A 20,315-nucleotide genomic window follows, 5' to 3' on the forward strand; every position below is an offset into this window, starting at 1 on the left:
ACGCCGACGTCTCGCAGGAACCGAGCCGACACACAAGGAGGGCGGATGCCCCAGGCAGCCCGAACGATCCCCCAGGCGTTCCGGGGTGCGGTCGCGCAATTCCCGGACAGGACAGCGGTCACCGCGCCGGACGGTGACCTCACCTACCGCCAACTGGACGCGCGCTCGGACGCGCTCGCCGAGGAACTCGTCCGGGCGGGCGCGCGCCGGGGCACGCTGGTGACCCTGCTGACACCGCGCCGCACGGACCTCGTCGTGGGAATGCTCGGCATCCTCAAGGCGGGCGCCGCCTACCTGCCGATCGACCCGGAGTACCCGCCGGCCCGCATCGCCTGGACGGTCCGCGACAGCGGCTCGGGACTGGCCGTCGTCACCACCGCCACCGCACACCTGCTGACGGGCGCCCGGCAGCCCCCCGAGGTGCGCCTCGTCACCCTCGACCACCTGCCCGCCGAGCCGGCCGGAACCACCGCCCCGGACACCGCAGGGGACGGCGCCGACCTCGCCTACGTCATCTACACCTCCGGCTCCACCGGCGACCCCAAGGGCGTCCTCGTGGAACAGCACAGTGTGCTGCGCCTGTTCGACGCCGTGCGGGAGCAGCTCGCCTTCGACGAGCACGACGTGTGGTCGATGTTCCACTCCGCCGCGTTCGACTTCTCCGTGTGGGAGATCTGGGGCCCGCTGCTCTCGGGCGGGCGCCTGCTGGTCGTCCCCCGCGAGGCCGCCCGGGCGCCGGAGCGCTTCCGCGCTCTGCTGCGCACCGAGGGCGTCACCGTGCTCAGCCAGACACCGTCGGCGTTCCACGGGCTCATGGCGGCCGACCTGCGGGCCGCGGCCGGCCCGGGCGCGCTGCGGCTGGTCGTCCTCGGCGGCGAGGCACTGGACGTCGCGACGCTGCGCCCCTGGACGGACCGCTACGGCACCGACCGCCCCCGACTGGTCAACATGTACGGCATCACGGAGGCGACGGTCCACGCCTCCTGCCGGCCGCTGGACCGCGCCGACCTGGACCGGCGCGGACCCAGCCCCATCGGCACCCCGCTCGCCGACCTCGCCTTCCACCTGCTCGGCGACGACGGCAGGCCCCCCGCCGACGGCGAGCCCGGCGAACTGTTCATCGAGGGACCCGGCCTGGCCCGCGGCTATCTCGGCCGCCCGGAACTGGAGGCGGAGCGGTTCGTCGTCCACGTCGGGGCCGACGGCGCACGGCACCGCCTGCTGCGCACCGGAGACCGGGTCGTCGCCCTGCCCGAGGGCGGCTACGGCTATCTGGGCCGCGTCGACGACCAGCTCAAGATCCGGGGCCACCGCGTCGAACCGGGCGAGATCGAGGCGGCGCTGGCCGGTCACGACGAGGTCCGGCGGGCCGTCGTCGTCCCCCGCGACCACGGCGACGGCGACGTCCGGCTCATCGCGTACGTGCAGTCCGCCGCGGCCCCGGAACCCCTCGCCGCCGAACTGGCCAAGCGCGCCGAGGAACTGCTGCCCGCGTACATGTGCCCGTCCCGGTACGTCGCGCTGACCGAACTGCCGCTCACCGGCAACGGCAAGGTGGACAAGGCCCGGCTGCCCGCACCGCCGGGCGCGGCCGCACCCGCCGGCCCAGCGGCCTGCGCCACCCCCGGCACCACCCCCGGTACCGCCCCCGGCACCGCGGAACGGATCGCCGCGATCTGGCGGTCCGTGCTGGACGTGCCGCACGTGGGAGACGACGAGGACTTCTTCTCCCTGGGCGGCACGTCCCTGACCCTCGTGCGGATGTTCACCCGGGTCAACGAGGAATTCCAGACCGATCTCGACATCACCGTCCTGATCGGCGGGGCGACGGTGGGCGCGCTCACCCCGCACGTCGACGCCGCGCTGGCACAGCGGGCCGGACACCTTACGGAGACACCATGACGGCGCAGACCACCGACTTCTCCCTCACCCCCGAGGAACTGGCGGCCTTCCACCGCGACGGCTTCGCGGGACCCTTCACCCTCTACGAACCCGAGGAGATCGCCGAGGAGTGGGGCCGGACCCGGCTGGAACTGCTCGACCGCAGCCACGCCGTCTACCGTGACGAGGCCGCCGTCTCGGGCGGCAACAACATCGCCAACTACGACCGCCACCTCGACCACCGGTTCCTGGCCCGGCACATCACCCGCCCGGAGATCGTGGACCGCGTCGCCGGCATCCTCGGCCCCGACGTGCTGTGCTGGCGCACCGAGTTCTTCCCCAAGAACCCGGGCGACGAGGGCACCGACTGGCACCAGGCCGACACCTTCGCCAACGCCTCGGGCGCCCCGCAGATCCAGTGGCCCGGCGACTCCCGGTTCGGCGGCACCATCACCGTGTGGTGCGCCTTCAGCGAGGCCACCGTCGACATGGGCTGCCTGCAGTTCATCCCCGGCACCCACGAGTCCATGAACTACGACGAGACCAAGCGCATGCACTACGCCCCCGAACGCAACGCGTCGGTGGTGAAGGACGGCGTGCGGCGCGGCTTCTTCGGATACGACTACCGGGAACTGCAGATCGACCCGGACTTCAAGCCCGACGAGTCGAAGGCCGTGTCCATGGAGATGCGCGCCGGGCAGTTCATCGTCTTCTGGTCGACCCTCATGCACGCCTCCCACCCCCACGCCGGCACGAGCAAGCAGATGAGGATGGGCTACGCCGCCCGGTACGTCCCGGCATCGGTGCGGATCTACCCGGACACCCAGGTCATCGAGGAGTACGGCGGCACGGTGAGCCTGGACCGCTACGGCGCGGTGCTGGTCAGCGGCGAGGACCGGTACGGCCACAACACGCTCGCCGAACGCACCACCCGCGGCGTCCCGTTCCAGCGCCGGTCCCGGCCGGCGGCGCGGTGATGGACGCGTCGGGGCGCCGGCTTCCGGGGGTCGCGGAGGCACTCCTCGACGCGGACGCCCTCGTCCGCGCCGTGCCGGGCCTGCGGATCGCCTCGACGGGCCGCGCCCCGCTGTCCCAGGAGCGGCTGGACGCCGTCACCGGCCCCCTGGGGCTGCCCCGGCTGGAGGTGGTCACGGATCCCGCCGGCCTCTGGTCCGTGGAACTGGCACTGAGCCGGCACCTGGCGCGGGCGAGCGTCGGGGAGGGCACGGGCGCCGGGCCCGACGGGGTGGGTGCCGGGCCGGACGGGGGGCCACCGGCACGCCCCGCGGCGGCACGGTGGGGCGAGGGCCCGGTACCGGTCCGGGCCGGCGACGGCACCGCGCTGCGCTGCTGGTCGGCCGGGCCCCCGGGCGCCCCCGCCGTCGTCCTGGTGACGGCGTGCGGCATGCCGGCGGGGCTCGCCGCGGGATGGATGCGGGCGCTGGCCGGACCGTTCCGGGTGGTGACCTGGGAGAGCCGCGGCATGTTCGCCGCACCGGGCGGGCACACCCCCGCCCCGCTCGCCGGGTACGACGTCGCCTCCCAGGCCGGCGACCTGACCGCCGTACTCGACGCGCTGGACATCCCCAGCGCCCATGTCATGGGGCTGTGCGGCGGAGCGGTCGTCGCCCTGGCCGCGGCGGCCACCGCCGGCCCACGGGTCGGCTCGCTGAGCCTGTGGCACGGCGACTACGACCTCGGCGACGCGGCCCCCCGGACCGAACACCAGCGGGACATGCAGGCCATGATGGCGATGACCGCCCGCAGCGAGGAGAAGGCGACGGGCGTGCACCGGCTGATGCGCCGGCCGGCGGCGCTGGACTCGATGCGCCCCGACATCGCCCACCACCTCGTCTACCCCTACGCGACACCGCTGTTGCTCCACCGCTACGGCCTGCTCAACGGAGCCATCATGTCCCACGACTCCCGCCCGTACCTGTCGGCCGCCCAGCCCGCCCTCGTGGTGACCAGCCGGGACGACGTCACCGCCCACCCCGCCGGATCGCGGTACGTCGCCGCCCGTCTGCCCCGGGCCCGGCTGGTCACCCGGCCGTCCGGCGACCACCTCACCGCGTTCGACGCGAGCCCCGAGGTGGTCCGCATCGCCGAGCGGTTCCTGAACGACGTCCTGGAGGACGCATGAGGCAGTTCGAGGACCCCGACCGGAGCGGCCGGCTCGTGGCGGTGCTGTGCGAGCACGACGCCGTGGCCGACGCCGCCGTGGAGATACCGGACGGCGGCGGGGCGAGCGTCGTCCGCCTGGTCCCCGACCCCGAGCGGGCGCCGCTGCTGTACCGCTCGGCGGCCGTGGAGGCGGCCGGCCGCCTCGGCAGCCTCAGCTGGCACGAACCCGCCGCCGACCTGCGGGTGGCCGGAGTCAACCGCGGCGAGAGCGACTTCCTGCACCGCGAGATCTTCGTGGACGACGTCTACTTCCGGCACGGCGTCGAGCTGCCCCCCGGCGCCGTCGTCGTCGACGTCGGGGCCAACATCGGCATGTTCACCCTGTGCGCGGCCCGCCGCAGCCCCGGAGCGCGCATCATCGCCTGCGAACCGCTCGCCGAACTCGCCGCCGCGGTGGCCGTCAACGCCGAGCTGCACGCGGCGGACGTCACCGTCGTCGGCAAGGCCGTCGGGGCCGCGGAGGGGGAGACGGACTTCACCTTCTACCCGCACAACAGCGTGATGTCCGGGGTGTTCGCCGACGCCGACGACGACCGGCGGACCCTGCGCGGCTATCTGCTCACCGGGGCCGACAGCGAGGGCGTGGAACCGAAGGACCGGTTCATGGCCGACCGGCTCGCCGCCGACCTGCTGGCCACCGAGCGGCGGCGGGTCGCCGTCACCACGCTCGCGCGGATCGCCGCCGACCACGCGCTGACCCGGATCGACCTGCTCAAGATCGATGTGGAGAAGGCCGAGGAGGACGTGCTGCGGGGCATCGCCCCCGGGCAGTGGGCGGGCATCCGGCAGATCGTGATGGAGGTCCACGACACCGGGGGACGCCTGGCGTCCGTCACCAAGACCCTGGAGCACCGGGGTTTCACCGTCGTCCACGAACAGGACCCCCGGCTGGCCGACACCGCCTGCGTCAACGTCTACGCCCGGCGTCCCGGCACACCCGCACCCACCGGTACCGCCTCGCCCGCGACCGCGCACCACCCGGACCTCGGGCCGGTGATGTGGCGGCTGGAGGCGGAACTCCTGGACCTGCTGGCGCGCAGGCTCCCCGGCAGCCCGGCCCCGGGCCGCTTCGAACTCACCACGGACCTCGGCTCGGCTCCGGCCCGGCCGGAAGCGGTGGCCCCGGTCACCGTCCCCCGCACGGCCCGCGTCGAGGTCTTCACCCGGATCTGGGCGGGCATCTTCGGCGCGGAGGCGGTCCGTCCGGACGCGGACTTCTTCGACCTCGGCGGCGACTCGCTGATCGCGATGCGTCTGCTGTCCCGGCTGGAGGAACAGCTCGGCGAGGACGTGCTGGAACCGGACATGATCTTCACCGAGAGCACCTTCGGCGCGCTGGCCGCCGCCGTCCAGGCCTCCGCCGAGCCCCCTTCCGGACCGGCCCGGTCCCGATGACGTCCGCCGGCCGGTGGTTCCACCGCCCCCTCGCCCGGCCCGCCGCCCGGATCCGGCTGGTGGGCCTGCCGTACGCGGGCGGTGGCGCCGCAGTCTTCCGGCACTGGACGAAGGCGCTGTCCCCCGACGTGGAGCCGGTGTGGGTACGGCTGCCCGGCCGGGAGAGCCGGCTGCGGGAGACGCCGCCAGCCGACTGGGACGCGCTGGTCGGCGCGTTCGGCCGCGCACTGATGCGGCACGTGCCCTCCCCGTACGTCCTCTTCGGGCACAGCATGGGCGGCATGCTGGCGTACGAGACGGCGACCGCCGCGCTGAGCCGTCCGCCGGAGCGTGTCGTCATCTCCGCCTGCCGGGCCCCGGACGTCGCCCGGGCGCTGCCGGCCATCCACCACCTGCCCGGACCGGAGTTCGCCGCCGGCCTGCGGGACCTCGGCGGCGCACCGGAGGAAGTCCTGGCCGATGCCGGCCTGTTCCGGCTGCTCGAACCCGCCCTGCGCGCCGATGTACGGCTGGCCGAGACCTGGCCGGCGCACCCGCCGCGTCCCGTCCCCGTCCCGGTCACCGTGCTGTGGGGCGACGCCGACCGGGTCGCCCCGCGCGGCGCCGTACAAGCGTGGCGGCGTCTGGCGTCCGCCGGATTCCGGGGCCACGAGGTGAGCGGGGGCCACTTCTTCCTGTCCGACCCGTCCGCCGGTGTGGTGGACCTGCTCAATCTCGAACTCGGAGCCGCCGGATGACACGATCCGTCTATCTCACCGAACGGCACGAGGAGTTCCGCACCCGGGTCCGCGCGGTGCTGGACGCGCTCGTCCCGCCGGCCGCGGAGTCCTGGGAACGGGACGGCGCACTCCCGCGTACGGCGTGGAAGACCCTCGGCGACGAGGGCCTGCTGGGACTGCTGCACCCGCGGCGGGTGGGCGGAACCGAGCAGGACCTGTTCACGTCCGTGGTGTTCCTGGAGGAACTCGGGCGCACCGGGTTCGGCGGCTTCCGCGCGGCGGTCTCGGTGCACGCCTACATGGCCACGCACTATCTGGCGCAGGCCCGCGACCTGGGCCTGGACCGCGACTACCTCGCGCCCGCGGTCCGCGGCGAACGCGTGGCCGCGCTGGCGATCACCGAGCCCGGCGCGGGCGCGGACCTGTCCGGGATCGTCACCACGGCGGAGGCGGACGGGGACCACTACGTGGTGCGCGGGGTGAAGTCCATGGTCAGCAACGGCACGACCGCCGACTTCCACGTGGCCGCCGTCCGCACCTCGCCCCCCGCGGACTCCGGGCCGCGCGGTACGACGGGACTCTCGCTCCTGCTGGTCGACGCCCGGCTGCCCGGCATCACCACCGAGCCGGTCGCGACGCTCGGCTGGCGCTGTGCCGGGACGGCCACGGTGACCTACGACGGGGTACGGGTACCGGCCGGCTGCCTGCTCGGGCGGCCCGGCAGCGGGTTCTACCAACTCATGCGGGGGCTGCAGCTGGAGCGTCTCGTGGCGGCAGCGGCGGCGCTGGGCGGCATGGACCGCTGTCTGGAGGACACCCGGCGGTTCCTGACCGGACGCCGCGCCTTCGGCGGGCACTTGGCCGACCTGCAGGCCCCCGCCCACCGCATCGCCGACCTCGCGACCGACCTCGCGGCGGCCCGCCAGCTCGTCCATCACGCCGCCTGGCTCTACGAGCGGGGCGAGATTCCGGCCACCGAGTGCTCGATGGCCAAGCTGCACACGACGGAACTGGCGTGCCGGCTGGCCGAGACCGCCCTCCAACTCCAGGGCTCGGCAGGCTATCTGGACTCCTCGACGGTCTCCCGGATCCACCGCGACGCCCGCGCGGCGACCATCGCCGCCGGCCCGAGCGAGGTGATGCGCGACCTCATCGCACGGTCGGTGCTGCGGCCTCCGGCGTCCTGAGGACCGGCGCGCTGCTCAGCCTCCGGCGTCCTGAGGACCGGAGCCTCGCTCAGCCGGCCAGACCCGCCTCCATCCCCACGAGCGCGGCCAGCTGGGCCCGTGAGCACAGCGCGAGCTTCTTGAACACCCGGGCGAGATACGTCTCCACCGTCTTGGGACTCAGTGCCAGCGCCCGCGCGATCTGCTGGTTGGTCCGGCCCTTGCTGACCAGCACGGAGATCTCCCGCTCCCGTTCGCTGAGCCGGCCGAGTCCGGTCGAGGGGTCGGCGGGACGGCTCTGGGGCACCGGCTGCGGAGCCTGGCCGGTGCCGTCCTTCGGCCCGGGCCCGGCGGAGTCCTGCGCGGCGGGGGCGGGCGGCGGGCAGAGGGGACCGGCCCGGTCGATGCGCGCGCGGAGCCGGCCGGCCGCGTCGGCCTGGAAGCCGCTCCGGATGCGCTCGGCGGCCCCTTTCGCGTGGTCGGCATGGAGCAGGGCGGCGGCCGTGTCCCCCCGCGCGAGCAGGATGCGGCCCGCTTCGGTGGCCAGCTGGGGGACGACGTAGCGCAGCCGGTGCCGCAGCGCGAGGTCGAGCGCGCGCTCCAGACGCCCGAGTGCCGCGGTGTCCCTGCCCAGGGCGCTCTCCGCCCGGGCCACCCAGTAGAGGGTGTCCAGGGAGCGGCGGGCCGGCTCGTCGCCCAGCCCGTCCGCCAGGCGCGCCGCCCGCTGGACCAGCTCGGCCGGCCCGCCGCCCGCGGTGCCGTCGACTCCGGACGCCAGCGAGCGCAGCGCCAGCAGCAGGGCCTGGAGTGCCTGGTCGGCCTCCGTGACGGCGCCGGCGTCCTCGACCAGGGCCGCACGGGGTCGTTCACCCGCCTCCAGACAGGTCGCCAGCAGCGCCCCCGCCGTACGCGCCCGCACCTCGCAGGCGTCCGGCGCCAGGTTGGCGGCCGTCTTCTCCAGCAGGTCCGCCGCGTCGCCGTGCCGCCCGAGCAGGCACAGCACCCGGGCCCGCCACAGCTCGGCGTCCGGATGCGCCACCGAGCCCTTGGCCAGCGTGCCGTCGAACAGGGCCAGACTCTCGGTCAGTTCTCCGCTCAGCGCCAGCGCGGTCGCGAGCCGCAGCCGCTGTCGTGGATCGCCGGTCCCGGAGCGCGGCGCGAGCGTCGCCCGGAGCCAGCCGGCCGCCCGGTCGGGGCGCTGCCACAGGACGGTGTGCGCCGCCTCCTGGAGGATGCGGACGCCGTCACCGTCCTGACCGGTGGGGGCGCCGTGGCCGAGGTGCCAGGCGATGCGTGCCGGGGAGGCCGCACGGTCGCGCAGTGCCGCGGCGGCGCGCGCGTGCGCGCCGAGCTGCCAGGCGGCGCCCGCCGTGTCGTGGGCGGTACGGCGGACCAGCGGATCGCGGAACCGGAAGGTGCCCCTGAGGGTGGCGGGGCGCAGGATGTCCCGCCGGACCAGCTCGTCCACGCCGGCCCGGGCCTCGTCCTCCCCGGCCTGCGCGGCCCGCGCCAGGAGCCCGGTGTCGAAGGGCTCCTGGAGCACCGCCGCCGCGTGCGCCACCGTCCGTCCCAGCGGGGACAGTCCGCGGAACTCGCGCAGCAGCGGCATCGAGGGGTCGGCGGGGGAGTGGGGTGCGTCCGGCGCGTGCTCGGGCCAGGGGGCGCTCAGGGCGAGGGCGCGGAGCAGTCCCGGGCGGCCCTGCGAGGCGTGGAGCAGGCTGCGCAGCCGGGCGGGCGGCAGGGGCCGGGGCAGGACACCCCGCATGTCCTCGTCGGGCAGCGGCGGCAGTTCCAGCCGGGCGGACCGGCCGGCCGCCGCGGCCTCGCCGAGCAGGATGCGCAGGCTCTGCTGGTTCTGCCGGGGGCGGTGCGCCAGGGCCAGCGCCACCCGCGGGGCGGGATGCCGCAGCAGGTGCTGCAGGAGCAGGACCGACGCCTCGTCGGCCAGGTGCATGTCGTCGAGGACCAGCAGCAGGCGGTTGCGGGAGCCGAGGCGGCCGAGCAGGCCGCGGACCGCGTGCAGGACATGGTGACGTTCCGTCGGGTTGGCGGGGAGCGCGACGGCCGGGGCGTGCCAGGACAGGGCCGGGAAGATGCCGGCGAGCCAGGACAGGTGGTGCGGGCAGAGCCAGGACACGCTCTGTTCGCCGACGGACGACAGCAACTCGTCCAGGGCGTCGGCGAAGACGCCGAAAGGAAGCCCCTCGGGGACCGATCCGCCCGCGGCGGCGGCCACCGTCCACCCCTGCTCCCGGGCGCGTTCGCCCAGGGCGTCCAGGAGCGCCGACTTGCCCATCCACGGGTCGCCCCGCACCTCGATGAGCGGCACGCCGGGGTCGTCCTGGTCGAGGATCCTTTCCAGCGCGGTCAGTTCCCGCGCTCTGCCGTGCGGGGCGCGCGCGGGCCCGTCGGCCGGCGTCGGCCGGCTGCCGGAGGGGCCCCGGGGGGCTGCTGTGTGGTCGGCTTGCCGAGTGTCCTCACGGGTGGGCACGTAAGCGCACCTCTTTCATCTGAGCACGGGTGGGTGAGCCCGAGGAAGCCGGAGAAATACCGGGAGGCCGGTGACGCTCGTCAACGCGTGGCTTTTGCCCGCGGCACGATCCCAGAGTAACGAGTTGACGGCCGGATTCGGTAGTGCGGTGAAACCGCGCACCGAACCCGCCTTGCCGAATCGCGATGCCGGTGCGCGTGATGAAAAGAATTTAAAAAGGTTCGGTATCCGGCCACCGCGAACGGACATCAACCGGATGGTAACCGCCTCTTCCGGTCAACCATGGCCGGAAAGGGTCAGAACAACGCGCTAAATAAGGTGCAACAGGGGTATTTCGCGCCCGTACGAATCCCGTCGCCCGCATGTCCGATTCTCACTCTGGCTGCCCGGGCGAGGCGCGGCGAGGATTGGAGTCGCATCCCTTCTCAGCCTTTTCCGGGCAGCCTCTCTTTTTCTTCGGCCAGAAGAACGAAACGAACCCGAACCATTTTCATCCGCACCTATTCAAAGGGGAGCGATGGTTCAGCTGGCGCCTGACGTGCCCAAGGACACCGGAGACGGCCACGACAAGACCCCCGTCGTATGGGTGGTGGACGCTCCAGGCGGTGGATACGTCGAGAGCCCTGACATCGAAGGACGCGTCGTCGGCCCGCACGGCACCGTACGCCTGGTCATCGTGCCGGACGACGAACGCGACCGGCTGCTGCGGGCCGAGTGCGACTACATGATCCTCTGGCACCGGGTCTCGCTCGACGCCGCCTACTTCGCACACAACACCCGGTGCCGCGCCGTCATCTGCGCCAGCACGGGATACGACCACGTCGCCGTCGAGGCCGCGCGCGCCGCCGGCACCAGCGTGTTCCACATCCCGCACTACGGGACCGAGGAGGTCGCCGACCACACGCTCGCCCTTTTCCTCGCCCAGGTCCGCAGGCTCCCCGACCTCCGCGAGCACGTACGCGACGGAGGCTGGGACTGGCGCGCCATCACCGACGCCCCGCGCGTGCGCGGCATGACCTGGGGGATCGTCGGACTGGGCCGCATAGGCACGGCCGTCGCCCAGCGGGCCCGCGCCTTCGGCATACGGGTCCGCTTCTACGACCCCTGCAACCACCCCGGTATCGAGAAGTCCCTCGGTATCGAGCGCAGGCACTCCCTGGAGGAACTGCTGGCGGACGCCGACGTGGTGAGCGTGCACGTCCCGCTCGACTCCGCCACCCACCACCTGCTGGGCGCGGCCGAACTGGACCGGATGAAGCCCGGCTCCCTGCTGATCAACACGGCACGCGGCGCCGTCGTCGACGTCTCCGCGCTGCCCAAGGCGCTGGCCGCGGGCCGCCCCGGACGCGTCGCCCTCGACGTCGTCGAGGGCGAACCCGAGCTGCCGCACTGGCTGCGCGATCACCCCCGGGTGCTGCTCACCCCGCACGCCGCCTTCTACTCCGTGGAATCGCTGACCGAACTGCGCACCCGGGCCGCCGAGGCGGTCCGGCAGCTGATCGTCGCGGCACCGGTCACCTCGGCCGTACGCGTGACCTGAACGTGCCGGCACCGACTCCCTGACCTCACCGCCTCTGAACCCGAAGGATCGGAATGGCTGTGGAAACCCTGTCCCCCGACGCCGCGAGGCAAGCGTGGACGGACTGGAAGTGGCAGCAGCGCAACGCCGTGCGCACCGCCGCCCAGTTGAAAGGTCACTTCCCCAACTGCGACCAGCGCCTGCTGGAGAGAATCGACCGGCACAACCAGACGAAGCGGTTCCAGGCGACGCCCTACTTCCTCAGCCTTGTCGAGACGGACCCCGACACGGGCAACCCGCTGACCGACGACCCGCTGTGGAAGCAGGTCGTCCCGCTCGACACCGACGAGACGGGCGACGGGGAGGACCCCTACACGTACGACGGGAAGACCGAGAACTGGGAGCTGCCCAGCGAGATGGTCACCCCGATCGCCCAGCACAAGTACGACAACCGCGTGATCGTCCGCTACGCCAACGTGTGCCACGCCTACTGTCAGTTCTGTTACGAGGCGCTGCGCACCCTGGACCGGGACTCCACCAAGGTCTCCTTCGACCGCGGCCACTGGCAGGCCACGCTCGACTTCCTGCGCGCCAACCCGCAGGTGGAGGAGATGATCCTCAGCGGCGGCGAACCGCTCATGCACAGCAACGACCAGATCGACCAGGTGCTGACGGAGGCCCGCGACGCCCGGCCCGACCTGATCGTGCGCATACACACCCGGTCGCTGACGTTCAACCCGTACCGCGTCGACCCCGGTCTCGTCTCCGTGCTGGCCCGGCACCAGGTCACCGCGGTGGGCCTGCACATCACCCACCCCCGCGAACTCAGCCCGGACTTCGACGCGGCGCTGCGCCGGCTGCAGAGCGCGGTCCCCATCCTGTTCGCCAACGTGCCGCTCCTCGGCGGCGTCAACGACGACACCGCCACCATGCGGGACCTGTGCATGGGCCTGTACCGGCGCGGCGTCCACGCCGGCTATCTGTACCACTTCATGCCGCACAGCCCCGAGGCCGGCGCCTTCCGCGTGCCCGTCCGCCGCGGGGTGGAGATCGTACGAGCCCTCAAGCGGCACATCTCCAACCCCGCCGTGCCCGAGTACGTCCTGCCGCACGCCACGGGCAAGTACACCGTCCCGCTGATCGACTCGCCGGACGCGTATCCGCGGCACGCCGTCGACGCCAACGGCGTCCGCGTCCTGCGCGCCCTCAACTGGCAGCAGGAGCCCATCGAATACCCCGACCCGGAGATCGCGTGAGAAGCCGGACCCGGCTTTCCCGCACAGCGCGTCATCACACGCAACGACAGCGACGGAGGACAGGCGAGTGAGCAGGGATCTGAGCCTGGAGCGGATGCCGGCTCGGGGCGGAGTGCTGCGCAGCACGGACGAGACCCCGGCGGAATCGGTGGAACGCAGGCTGAACCAGTGCCTCCTCGGCCCCGAGACGACGATGGAGCACCTCCCGCTCCACGACGATCTGCTGACCGCGCTCGACCGAAGGCTGGAGGAGGGACTGGCCGGGGACGGCGACGCCCTGCTCGACGTCCACCGCAGCGCCTACACCGTCTACGAGACACTGCTGGGACACCCGCTGAGCCCGGCCGCCCGCCACGAACGCAGCGCCTGGTTCAACGCGTTCCGCGCCCGGTACGAGGAGAGCGTCCTCGCCGCGGACGTCAAGGAGATCGCCGACCGGCTGCCGTCCGAGGCCGACGCCCGGCGCCCCGGGTTCGTCCGCGCGTGGTTCCTGGCGGCGGCGAAGGAACGCAACGACCTCGACCGCGCGGTGGAGACCTACCTGGCCGAGAAGGCCACGATCGAGCAGCTCGCCGCCTTCATCCAGGCGGACGGCTACCTCAACTACCGGTTCTACGACGCGCTCGTGCTGGCCCAGCCCCACTTCCTCGAGGGCGTGAAGCACGAGATCAGCAAGCACATGTGGGACGAGTGCGGGGAAGGCCGGGCCGACTCCGCGCACACCCTGCAGTTCACCCGCAGCCTGCGCCGGCTCGGCCTCGAACTGCCCGCCGTTCCGCCCTGGGAGGATTGGCGCCCGTACGCCGGGCACAACCTGTACTTCCTGCTGGCCTGCAACCGGCGCCACTACTTCAAGGCGCTGGGCAGCCTGGCCATGCCCGAGCTGTTCGACGTGGACCGCGACGCGGCGGTGGTCAAGGGCCTGGAACGCAACGGCTTCACCGCCCAGCAGGACTTCGAGTTCTTCTTCAACCACATGGAGGGCGACGCCGAACACGGCCCCGAGTGGCTGGACGGAGTGGTGCTGCCCGTCGTCGAGGCCGAGCCGGACGCCAGCATGGAACTGATCACCGGCGGCGTGCTGCGGATGCTCGCGATGCGGCGGTACAACGAGTACCTCGCCGAACGCCTCGGCCTCGCCGACGTGCCGGACCGGGACACCGCCCGCCCGATGGAGGGCAGCTGGTGACCGGCGGGGAGGACAACCCGTTCCCCTCCCTGGAGATGACCGAACGCGCCACCGGCCTGCGGGCGCGTGAACGGCTGAGCACCAACGAGAACGAGTTCGGACCGGCCCCCGAGGTCGTGCACGCCATCGGCGTCGCGGCCCGGGAGTGCCACCGCTACCCCGACTGCGACCACCACGAGCTGCGCCGGCGGCTCGGACACACGCTCGGTGTCCCCCGGGACAGCGTGCACATCGGCTCCGGCATCGACGGACTGCTCGGCGTGATCGCCCGCGCCTTCCTCGGACCGGGGCGCACCGCCGTGACCAGCGACGCCACCTACCCGACCTTCGCCTACTTCGCCCGCGCCCGCGGAGCGACCGTCCACCTCGTGCCGTACCGGGACACAGCCGCCGACACCGAGGCACTCGTACGGGGGGCCGCCGACTCCGGCGCGGACGTCGTCTACCTCGCCGACCCCGACAACCCCACGGGCGGTTCGCTCGGCGGCCCGGCCCTGCTGCGGCTGGCGGACCGGCTGCCGGAGCGCACCCTGCTGGTGGTCGACGGCGCCTACACCGAATACCAGCCGTCCGCCGACCGGTTGCGGGCCGGTGAGGTCACCGTCCGGCGCATGCTCTGGCTGCGCACCTTCTCCAAGGCCCACGCCCTGGCCGGTCTGCGGATCGGCTACGCGGTCGGTGCGCCCGGACTCCTGTCCGCACTGCGCCGGGGCGGCGAACACTACGTCGTCGGCCGGGTCGCCGAGGCGGCCGCGCTCGCCGCGCTCGACGCCACCGGACACCTCACCGACACCGTCCGGCGCACCGCCGAGGGCAGGGCGCACTACGGCCGGCGGCTGACCGAACTGGGCTACACCGTGCTGGAGGGGACGACGAACTTCGTGACCTTCCGGTGCGCCGACCCCGAGACCGCCGGGGCCGTCGCCAAACGACTCGCGCAGTCAGGGGTGTTCGTGCGGCACCTGGCCGCGCCCGGCCTGACCGACTGCCTCCGGATGAGCATCGGTCCCACGGCCCAGCGCGAAGCGGTCCTCACCGAACTGTCCAGGACGGCGTGAGCCGTCCGCCGCCCCGCGGACGCCGCACGAGCACGACCCCCTCCTCGCACTGAGCCTCCCCCTGCATCGAGACAAGGAGCCCTCATGGCCGTACCGCTGAGCTTCCGGTCCGGATCGCAGATCGCCGAATCGGTGTGTGCCGGACACCCCGACAAGGTCGCGGACCGGATCTCGGACGCCGTGCTCGACGCCTTCCTGACGATCGACCCCTACGCCCGGGTCAACTGCGAGACCCTGGTCACCCGGGACACCGTGGTCACCACCGGTCAGATCACCGCCGACGCCGAGGTGGACGTCGACGCGACGGTCCGCTCCGTGCTGCGCGAGATCGGCTACCACGACGTGGAGCGGCACGGCCTGAGCGCCGACACCTCGACCGTACGGGTGCTCCTCGACCGCCAGTCCCGGGAGATCGCCGACGGAGTCGACCGGGGCGGCGCCGGCGACTCCGGCATCGTCTACGGATTCGCCTGCGACGAGACCCCGGAACGGCTCCCGCTGAGCTGTGTACTCGCCCACGACATCGCCCGCCGGGTCGGCGCCACGGGCGCCGACAGCCTGCCGGCACTCGGGCCGGACGGCAAGGTCCAGGTGGACCTGGCCCGCGAGGACGGCGCCGACCGCGCGATCGTCGTCGTCTCCGCCCAGCACCCGGCCGACCTGTCACTGGACGAACTGGCCGACCTGGTGGCCGGGAAGATCGTGACCCCGGCGCTGGAGGACCGCGGTGTCGTACCCACCGACATCCACGTCAACCCCGCGGGCACCTTCGTCGTGGGCGGCACCTCCGCCGACGCCGGCCTCACCGGACGCAAGCTCATGGTCGACGCCTACGGCGGCCTGGTCCGGCACGGCGGCGGCTGCTGCTCCGGCAAGGACGCCACGAAGGTGGACCGGTCCGGCGCCTACGTCGCCCGCTACCTGGCCGCCAACGTCGTGGCCGCCGGACTCGCCGGACGCTGCCGCGTCGGCCTGGGCTACGCCATCGGCCGCCCGCTGCCGGTCTGGCTCGATGTGGAGTGCTTCGGCACGGCCACGGCCGCCCCCGAACGCATCGCCGCCGCCCTGACGGACCTGGTGGACCTGCGGGTGGAGGCCGTGATCGAACGCCTCTCGCTGCGCACCGCCGCCTACCAGCCGACGGCCGCCTACGGCCACTTCGGCCGCCCCGAGTTCTCCTGGGAACGGCTCGACCTGGCCGACGACCTGCGCACCCGGCTCGGCGACGGGAAGACCGCCTCCGCGTGACCGGGCACGAGCACCCCGGAGCCTCCTGACGCGCCCCCTCCTGACGAGAAGAGAGCGAGCCCCCGAAGCCATGGCCCCCGCGCACATCCGGCAGGAAGACCCCCCGGTCCTGGAAGAGTGGTACCGCAGGCACCTGGCCGCCTGCCGGTACGACATCAGCTCCAGCGGAGTCCACCCCTACACCTTCGCGGAGGTCAGGGAGTTGTGCGGCCTGCGCGTCGAGGACCTGGACGGGGTCGTCATGGACGACAGCGTCTCCGAGGGAGGGGCCGGCATCCGCCGGGCGATCGCGGACCGGTACTGCGCCGGTGACGCCGACCGGGTCCTGGTCACGCACGGTTCCAGCGAGGCGATCGCCCTCACCCTCGACGCCCTGCTGCGGCCCGGTGACCGGGTGGTGGTGCAGGAGAGCATCTACCACTCACTGGGGTACTTCCCGCGTCGGACGGGATGCCAGGTGGTGACCCTGCCGGCCGACCGCGTCCGGGACGGCGCCATCGACCCGGACACCCTGGCCGGCCTGGTCACCCCGGACACGGCGGCCGTCATCGTCAACTTCCCGCACAACCCGAGCGGCAGGACCCTGAGCCCGCGGGGCCTGGACGCCCTGCTCGCCCGGGTGGAGGCCGTCGGCGCCGTCCTCGTCTGGGACGGGGCGACGGCGGAGATCGCCCACCGGTGGGAGCCGCTGCCCGACCCCGCGACCCGCTACGAGCGGACCGTGACCTACGGCACCTTCTCCAAGACCTTCGGCCTGCCCGGCCTGCGCGTCGGCTGGGCGATCACCTCCCCCGAACTGCTGCGGGCCACCTTCCCGTCGCGCGACCGCACCACCCTGTTCCTGTCACCCCTGGTCGAACTCGTCGCCGAGCACGCCATGCGCCACGCCGGCCGGCTCATCGACCGGCGTGCCGCGGAAGCCCGGCGCAACCTCGGCCACCTCACCGAGTGGGCGGCCCGGCACCGCGAACTCGTCGACTGGACCCCGCCCGAAGGCGGGGTCTGCTGCCTGCTGGGGATCCGCGAACCGGCCATCGCGCCGGACGGCACCGACGGCACCGCGGTCGAGGACTTCTGCCGCGACCTGCTCGCGGAACACAAGACCCTCCTCGTACCCGGCACCGCCTTCGACGCCCCCCGGGCGGTGCGGCTCGGCTTCGGCGGCCCCGAAGCCGACTTCCGCGCCGGTCTGGAACACCTCTCGCGGTTCCTGAGGTCACGTTCGGCGCGTGCCGGCGCTCAGGGTGTGTAGACGCTGGGCCGGGGCGGGGTGGGCATGCCGTCCCCGAGGAAGAAGCCGGGGTGCGGAGGCTGGTTGTAGCCGGTGTTCTGCCAGGCCAGCGCGGTGCGGTACTGGGGGTCCTGGAGCAGCGTGGTGATGCGTGTGCCCGTCTGGTGGGGCGTGCTGTAGATCCGCAGGGCACGGTTGTCGCTCGTCGGCCATACGACCTCCTCGCGCCAGTCGCCGAGGATGTCCCCGGAGAGCGAGGGCGTCGCCTTCGTGCTGTTGTTGGAGTGGACTCCGGCCCCGGTCAGCAGCCGGGTGTCGCCGCCGGTGCCGTACTTGTCGATGTGGGTGCCGTCCAGCAGTTCGCGGACGGTGTCCCCGTCCCACCACGACAGGAAGTTGACGGAGGAGGGCTTGCGGCCGATGTTCCGCCCCCGGACGTCGTACAGGCCGCTCACACCGGCGGACCACGACTCGGCGCCCGGGCTGCCGGCGTAGATGTCGGCGGCGGCCCCGCGGCCGTTGTCACAGGCGCAGTCGGGCTGGCGCCACAGGATCTGGCCGGTGCGGGCGTCGGCGAACCAGGCGGAGTACTTGCTGGTGCTCTCGTCCACCTTGAACTCCTCCAGGCCCGGCCGGGAGGGGGCCAGGTCGCCGACGTGCATGGCGTCCCCGTGGCCCTGGCCGGTGTTCCACAGCCGGGCTCCGTTGTCGTCCACGGCCATGGCGCCGTAGACGATCTCGTCCCGGCCGTCACCGTCCACGTCGGCTACCGACAACTGGTGGTTGCCCTGGCCCGCGTAGGCGCTGTTGCCGGAGTCGTCGGTGTCGAAGCGCCAGCGCTCGGTGAGGGTGCCGCCCCGCCAGTCCCAGGCGGTGATGACCGTACGGGTGTAGTAACCGCGCGCCATGATCAGGGACGGCCGCTGGCCGTCGAGATAGGCGGTGGCGGCCAGGAAGCGGTCCACCCGGTTGCCGTAGGAGTCACCCCACGAGGAGACGGTGCCGCGCGGCGGATCGTAGCCGGCGGTCTTCAGGGCGGCGCCGGTCGGCCCGCTGAAGACGGTCAGGTACTCCGGCCCCGACAGCACGTAACCCGACGAGTTCCGGTGATCGGCACTCGCGCTGCCGATGACCTTCCCGACGCCGTCCACCGCCCCGTCGGCGGTCTTGACCGCCACCTCGGCCCTGCCGTCACCGTCGTAGTCGTACACCTGGAACTGCGTGTAGTGCGCGCCGGACCGGATGTTCCGGCCCAGATCGATGCGCCACAGCCGGGTGCCGTCCAGCCGGATGCCGTCCAGGTAGGTGTCGCCGGTGTACCCGGACTGCGAGTTGTCCTTGGCGTTGGTCGGCTGCCATTTGAGCACCAGATCCGGTTGCCCGTCGCCGTCGAGGTCCCCGACGGAGGCGTCGTTCGCCTCGTACGTGTACGACACCCCGTCCGGAGTGGTGCCGCCGCCGGGCGGAGTGAGGGGAACGTCCTTGTACCCGGCGCGGAACTGGATCGCATGCCCGGACGCAGCCTGCTCGACGCCGCCCACGACCGCGCGCACCGTGTAGTCGGCCGAGTCCGGAGCGCCGGAGTCGAAGAAGTTGGTCGAGCCGGTGATCGGCGAGGAGTTGAGCCTGCCGCTGCCCCGGTAGACGTTGAACGCCACATCGGACGGATCCCCGGCCAGCCACCGCCACGACACGAGGTTCCCGCTGCTGGTGTGCACGCTCGTCAGCCCACGATCGAGCCTCTCCACCTGCCGCGCGCTCGCGGCGTACGCCGTCTGCGGCAACGCGGTCGACACGGAGAACGCCAGCGCGGCGGCCCCCACGACCCCGCCTATCGCCCGGCCGACGGCGGGCCGTGGGGTGAGTCGCCGTGGGGGAGGTGCCGTACGCGGACGCCGGTGCGAGTCGGTCACGATGACCTCCGGTGTGGGGGGTGTGGGAACGCTCCCATGCCGGTGCGAGGGTAGGAACGCCGCTGACGCCTCGTCAAGGATTCTGTCGGAATCGGTGTTGGAGCTTGTTGGGATCCGAGGGCCTGGTCTTTCTTGCTGGAGTCGAGTTCGCAGGTCTTGTGCTCGCGACTCTTACTATTCAACAATGCACCTAGGTGGTGAGGTGCGCAGTCGAGAGGCGGTCGGTCGGTGTCGGGTGGGGATTGTCTGCGCTATGTCGCCCTGGGGGACAGTCAGACCGAGGGGCTCGGGGACGGCGACGACGCGCAGGGGCTGCGTGGCTGGGCGGACCGGCTCGCCGAGCGGATCGCCCTGCACAGTCCCGGTCTGCTCTACGCCAACCTCGCCGTGCGCGGTCGCCGGGCCGGTGAGGTGCACGGCGAGCAGCTCGCTCCGGCTCTCGCCCTGCGGCCCGACCTCGCCACCGTGGTCGCGGGGGTGAACGACCTGCTGCGCCCCGGCTTCGACGCGGACGACGTGGCCGGCCACCTGGAGGCGATGTTCGCCGCCCTCACCGCCCAGGGTGCCACCGTCGCCACCCTCACGTTCCCCGACGTCGGCCGCATCACACCGCTCGCCCGTCCGATCGCCCCCCGGGTCCACGCGCTCAACGAGCGCATCAGGGAGGCGGCCGCGCGGCACGGCGTGGTGGTGGCGGAGACGTCCGCGCACCCGGTGGTGACGGACCCGTGGTTGTGGAGCACCGACCGGTTGCACGCCAGTCCGCTCGGGCACGCCCGTATCGCGGCCGCCGTCGCCCACGCCCTCGGCCTGCCCGGCAGCGACGACAGCTGGACCCGGCCCCTGCCGGCGGACGGCGCCAAAACCTCCTGGCCGCGCACCGTCGCCACCGAACTGCGCTGGGCCGGCACCTTCCTGGGGCCCTGGATCCTGCGCCGCCTGCGGGGCCGATCCTCCGGTGACGGCCGCCGGGCCAAGCGCCCCGCCCTCCTTCCGGTGACCCCGCTCGCCGCGGACACCTCCTCGCCGGTGGCGTGAACCCGGCCGCGCCGGCGTGGGCCGTAG

The 20,315-nt window shown here is 73.1% G+C and carries 15 protein-coding genes; 13 read left to right on the forward strand and 2 right to left on the reverse strand.

Annotated elements, in window-relative coordinates; genetic code table 11:
* Nucleotides 1-45: 45 nt before the first annotated feature.
* The 6 genes from ACZ4U1_RS17655 to ACZ4U1_RS17680 are packed head-to-tail and all read left to right on the forward strand — an operon-like array spanning nucleotide 46 to nucleotide 7,366.
* The gene (locus ACZ4U1_RS17655) at nucleotides 46-1,902 is read left to right on the forward strand and encodes an amino acid adenylation domain-containing protein (protein ID WP_467904130.1); all 1,857 of its coding nucleotides are present in this window, start codon (nucleotides 46-48) and stop codon (nucleotides 1,900-1,902) included.
* Complete coding sequence (locus ACZ4U1_RS17660) at nucleotides 1,899-2,858, forward strand: chlorinating enzyme (protein WP_467904132.1); 960 nt, start codon at nucleotides 1,899-1,901, stop codon at nucleotides 2,856-2,858. The genes ACZ4U1_RS17655 and ACZ4U1_RS17660 overlap by 4 nt, the downstream gene beginning before the upstream one ends.
* On the forward strand, nucleotides 2,858-4,024 hold the full coding sequence (locus ACZ4U1_RS17665) for an alpha/beta fold hydrolase (RefSeq protein ID WP_467904133.1): 1,167 nt from the start codon (nucleotides 2,858-2,860) through the stop codon (nucleotides 4,022-4,024). The genes ACZ4U1_RS17660 and ACZ4U1_RS17665 overlap by 1 nt, the downstream gene beginning before the upstream one ends.
* A complete protein-coding gene (locus ACZ4U1_RS17670; protein ID WP_467904134.1) occupies nucleotides 4,021-5,460 on the forward strand; it encodes an FkbM family methyltransferase in 1,440 nt (479 codons plus the stop codon). Before ACZ4U1_RS17665 ends, ACZ4U1_RS17670 begins: the two co-directional genes overlap by 4 nt.
* Nucleotides 5,457-6,197 (forward strand): thioesterase II family protein, encoded by a 741-nt coding sequence (locus tag ACZ4U1_RS17675; protein WP_467904136.1) that lies wholly within the window; start codon nucleotides 5,457-5,459, stop codon nucleotides 6,195-6,197. Before ACZ4U1_RS17670 ends, ACZ4U1_RS17675 begins: the two co-directional genes overlap by 4 nt.
* Nucleotides 6,194-7,366: an acyl-CoA dehydrogenase family protein gene (locus ACZ4U1_RS17680; protein WP_467904138.1), complete on the forward strand. Its 1,173-nt coding sequence runs from the start codon at nucleotides 6,194-6,196 to the stop codon at nucleotides 7,364-7,366. Before ACZ4U1_RS17675 ends, ACZ4U1_RS17680 begins: the two co-directional genes overlap by 4 nt.
* A gap of 49 nt (nucleotides 7,367-7,415) precedes the next feature.
* Here ACZ4U1_RS17680 and ACZ4U1_RS17685 read toward each other — a convergent pair whose 3' ends face one another.
* The gene (locus ACZ4U1_RS17685) at nucleotides 7,416-9,836 is read right to left on the reverse strand and encodes a helix-turn-helix transcriptional regulator (RefSeq protein ID WP_467904139.1); all 2,421 of its coding nucleotides are present in this window, start codon (nucleotides 9,834-9,836) and stop codon (nucleotides 7,416-7,418) included.
* A 517-nt stretch (nucleotides 9,837-10,353) separates the two neighbouring features.
* Here ACZ4U1_RS17685 and ACZ4U1_RS17690 point away from each other — a divergent pair.
* The 6 genes from ACZ4U1_RS17690 to vioD all read left to right on the forward strand — a co-directional run bounded on the left by ACZ4U1_RS17690 (nucleotide 10,354) and on the right by vioD (nucleotide 17,358).
* Nucleotides 10,354-11,376 carry a C-terminal binding protein gene (locus ACZ4U1_RS17690; protein ID WP_467904141.1) on the forward strand — a complete coding sequence of 341 codons (1,023 nt, stop codon included), beginning with the start codon at nucleotides 10,354-10,356 and terminating at the stop codon, nucleotides 11,374-11,376.
* 53 nt (nucleotides 11,377-11,429) lie between these two features.
* Nucleotides 11,430-12,611, forward strand: a complete 1,182-nt coding sequence (locus ACZ4U1_RS17695) for a KamA family radical SAM protein (protein ID WP_467904143.1) — start codon at nucleotides 11,430-11,432, stop codon at nucleotides 12,609-12,611.
* 67 nt (nucleotides 12,612-12,678) lie between these two features.
* A complete protein-coding gene (locus tag ACZ4U1_RS17700; protein ID WP_467904145.1) occupies nucleotides 12,679-13,800 on the forward strand; it encodes an iron-containing redox enzyme family protein in 1,122 nt (373 codons plus the stop codon).
* Nucleotides 13,797-14,858, forward strand: coding sequence for an aminotransferase class I/II-fold pyridoxal phosphate-dependent enzyme (locus ACZ4U1_RS17705; protein WP_467904147.1), 1,062 nt, complete (start codon nucleotides 13,797-13,799; stop codon nucleotides 14,856-14,858). Before ACZ4U1_RS17700 ends, ACZ4U1_RS17705 begins: the two co-directional genes overlap by 4 nt.
* A gap of 84 nt (nucleotides 14,859-14,942) precedes the next feature.
* Complete coding sequence (metK, locus tag ACZ4U1_RS17710) at nucleotides 14,943-16,106, forward strand: methionine adenosyltransferase (protein ID WP_467904149.1); 1,164 nt, start codon at nucleotides 14,943-14,945, stop codon at nucleotides 16,104-16,106.
* Between the two features lie 70 nt (nucleotides 16,107-16,176).
* A complete protein-coding gene (gene vioD, locus ACZ4U1_RS17715; RefSeq protein ID WP_467904151.1) occupies nucleotides 16,177-17,358 on the forward strand; it encodes a capreomycidine synthase in 1,182 nt (393 codons plus the stop codon).
* Here the strand turns inward: vioD and ACZ4U1_RS17720 are convergent.
* Nucleotides 17,346-19,250 (reverse strand): rhamnogalacturonan lyase, encoded by a 1,905-nt coding sequence (locus ACZ4U1_RS17720; RefSeq protein WP_467904152.1) that lies wholly within the window; start codon nucleotides 19,248-19,250, stop codon nucleotides 17,346-17,348. The genes vioD and ACZ4U1_RS17720 overlap by 13 nt on opposite strands.
* A 228-nt stretch (nucleotides 19,251-19,478) precedes the next feature.
* Here ACZ4U1_RS17720 and ACZ4U1_RS17725 point away from each other — a divergent pair, with 228 nt between their 5' ends.
* Nucleotides 19,479-20,288, forward strand: coding sequence for an SGNH/GDSL hydrolase family protein (locus ACZ4U1_RS17725; RefSeq protein WP_467904154.1), 810 nt, complete (start codon nucleotides 19,479-19,481; stop codon nucleotides 20,286-20,288).
* The last annotated feature ends 27 nt before the right edge of the window (nucleotides 20,289-20,315 follow it).

The sequence above is a fragment of the Streptomyces sp. NPDC028928 genome (genome assembly GCF_055564915.1).

Excerpts from the sequence above, each read along its gene's own strand:
- ACZ4U1_RS17655 (WP_467904130.1), top strand. The coding sequence starts at position 46 with ATGCCCCAGGCAGCCCGAACGATCCCCCAGGCGTTCCGGGGTGCGGTC.
- ACZ4U1_RS17660 (WP_467904132.1), top strand. The coding sequence starts at position 1,899 with ATGACGGCGCAGACCACCGACTTCTCCCTCACCCCCGAGGAACTGGCG.
- ACZ4U1_RS17665 (WP_467904133.1), top strand. The coding sequence starts at position 2,858 with ATGGACGCGTCGGGGCGCCGGCTTCCGGGGGTCGCGGAGGCACTCCTC.
- ACZ4U1_RS17670 (WP_467904134.1), top strand. The coding sequence starts at position 4,021 with ATGAGGCAGTTCGAGGACCCCGACCGGAGCGGCCGGCTCGTGGCGGTG.
- ACZ4U1_RS17675 (WP_467904136.1), top strand. The coding sequence starts at position 5,457 with ATGACGTCCGCCGGCCGGTGGTTCCACCGCCCCCTCGCCCGGCCCGCC.
- ACZ4U1_RS17680 (WP_467904138.1), top strand. The coding sequence starts at position 6,194 with ATGACACGATCCGTCTATCTCACCGAACGGCACGAGGAGTTCCGCACC.
- ACZ4U1_RS17690 (WP_467904141.1), top strand. The coding sequence starts at position 10,354 with ATGGTTCAGCTGGCGCCTGACGTGCCCAAGGACACCGGAGACGGCCAC.
- ACZ4U1_RS17695 (WP_467904143.1), top strand. The coding sequence starts at position 11,430 with ATGGCTGTGGAAACCCTGTCCCCCGACGCCGCGAGGCAAGCGTGGACG.
- metK (WP_467904149.1), top strand. The coding sequence starts at position 14,943 with ATGGCCGTACCGCTGAGCTTCCGGTCCGGATCGCAGATCGCCGAATCG.
- vioD (WP_467904151.1), top strand. The coding sequence starts at position 16,177 with ATGGCCCCCGCGCACATCCGGCAGGAAGACCCCCCGGTCCTGGAAGAG.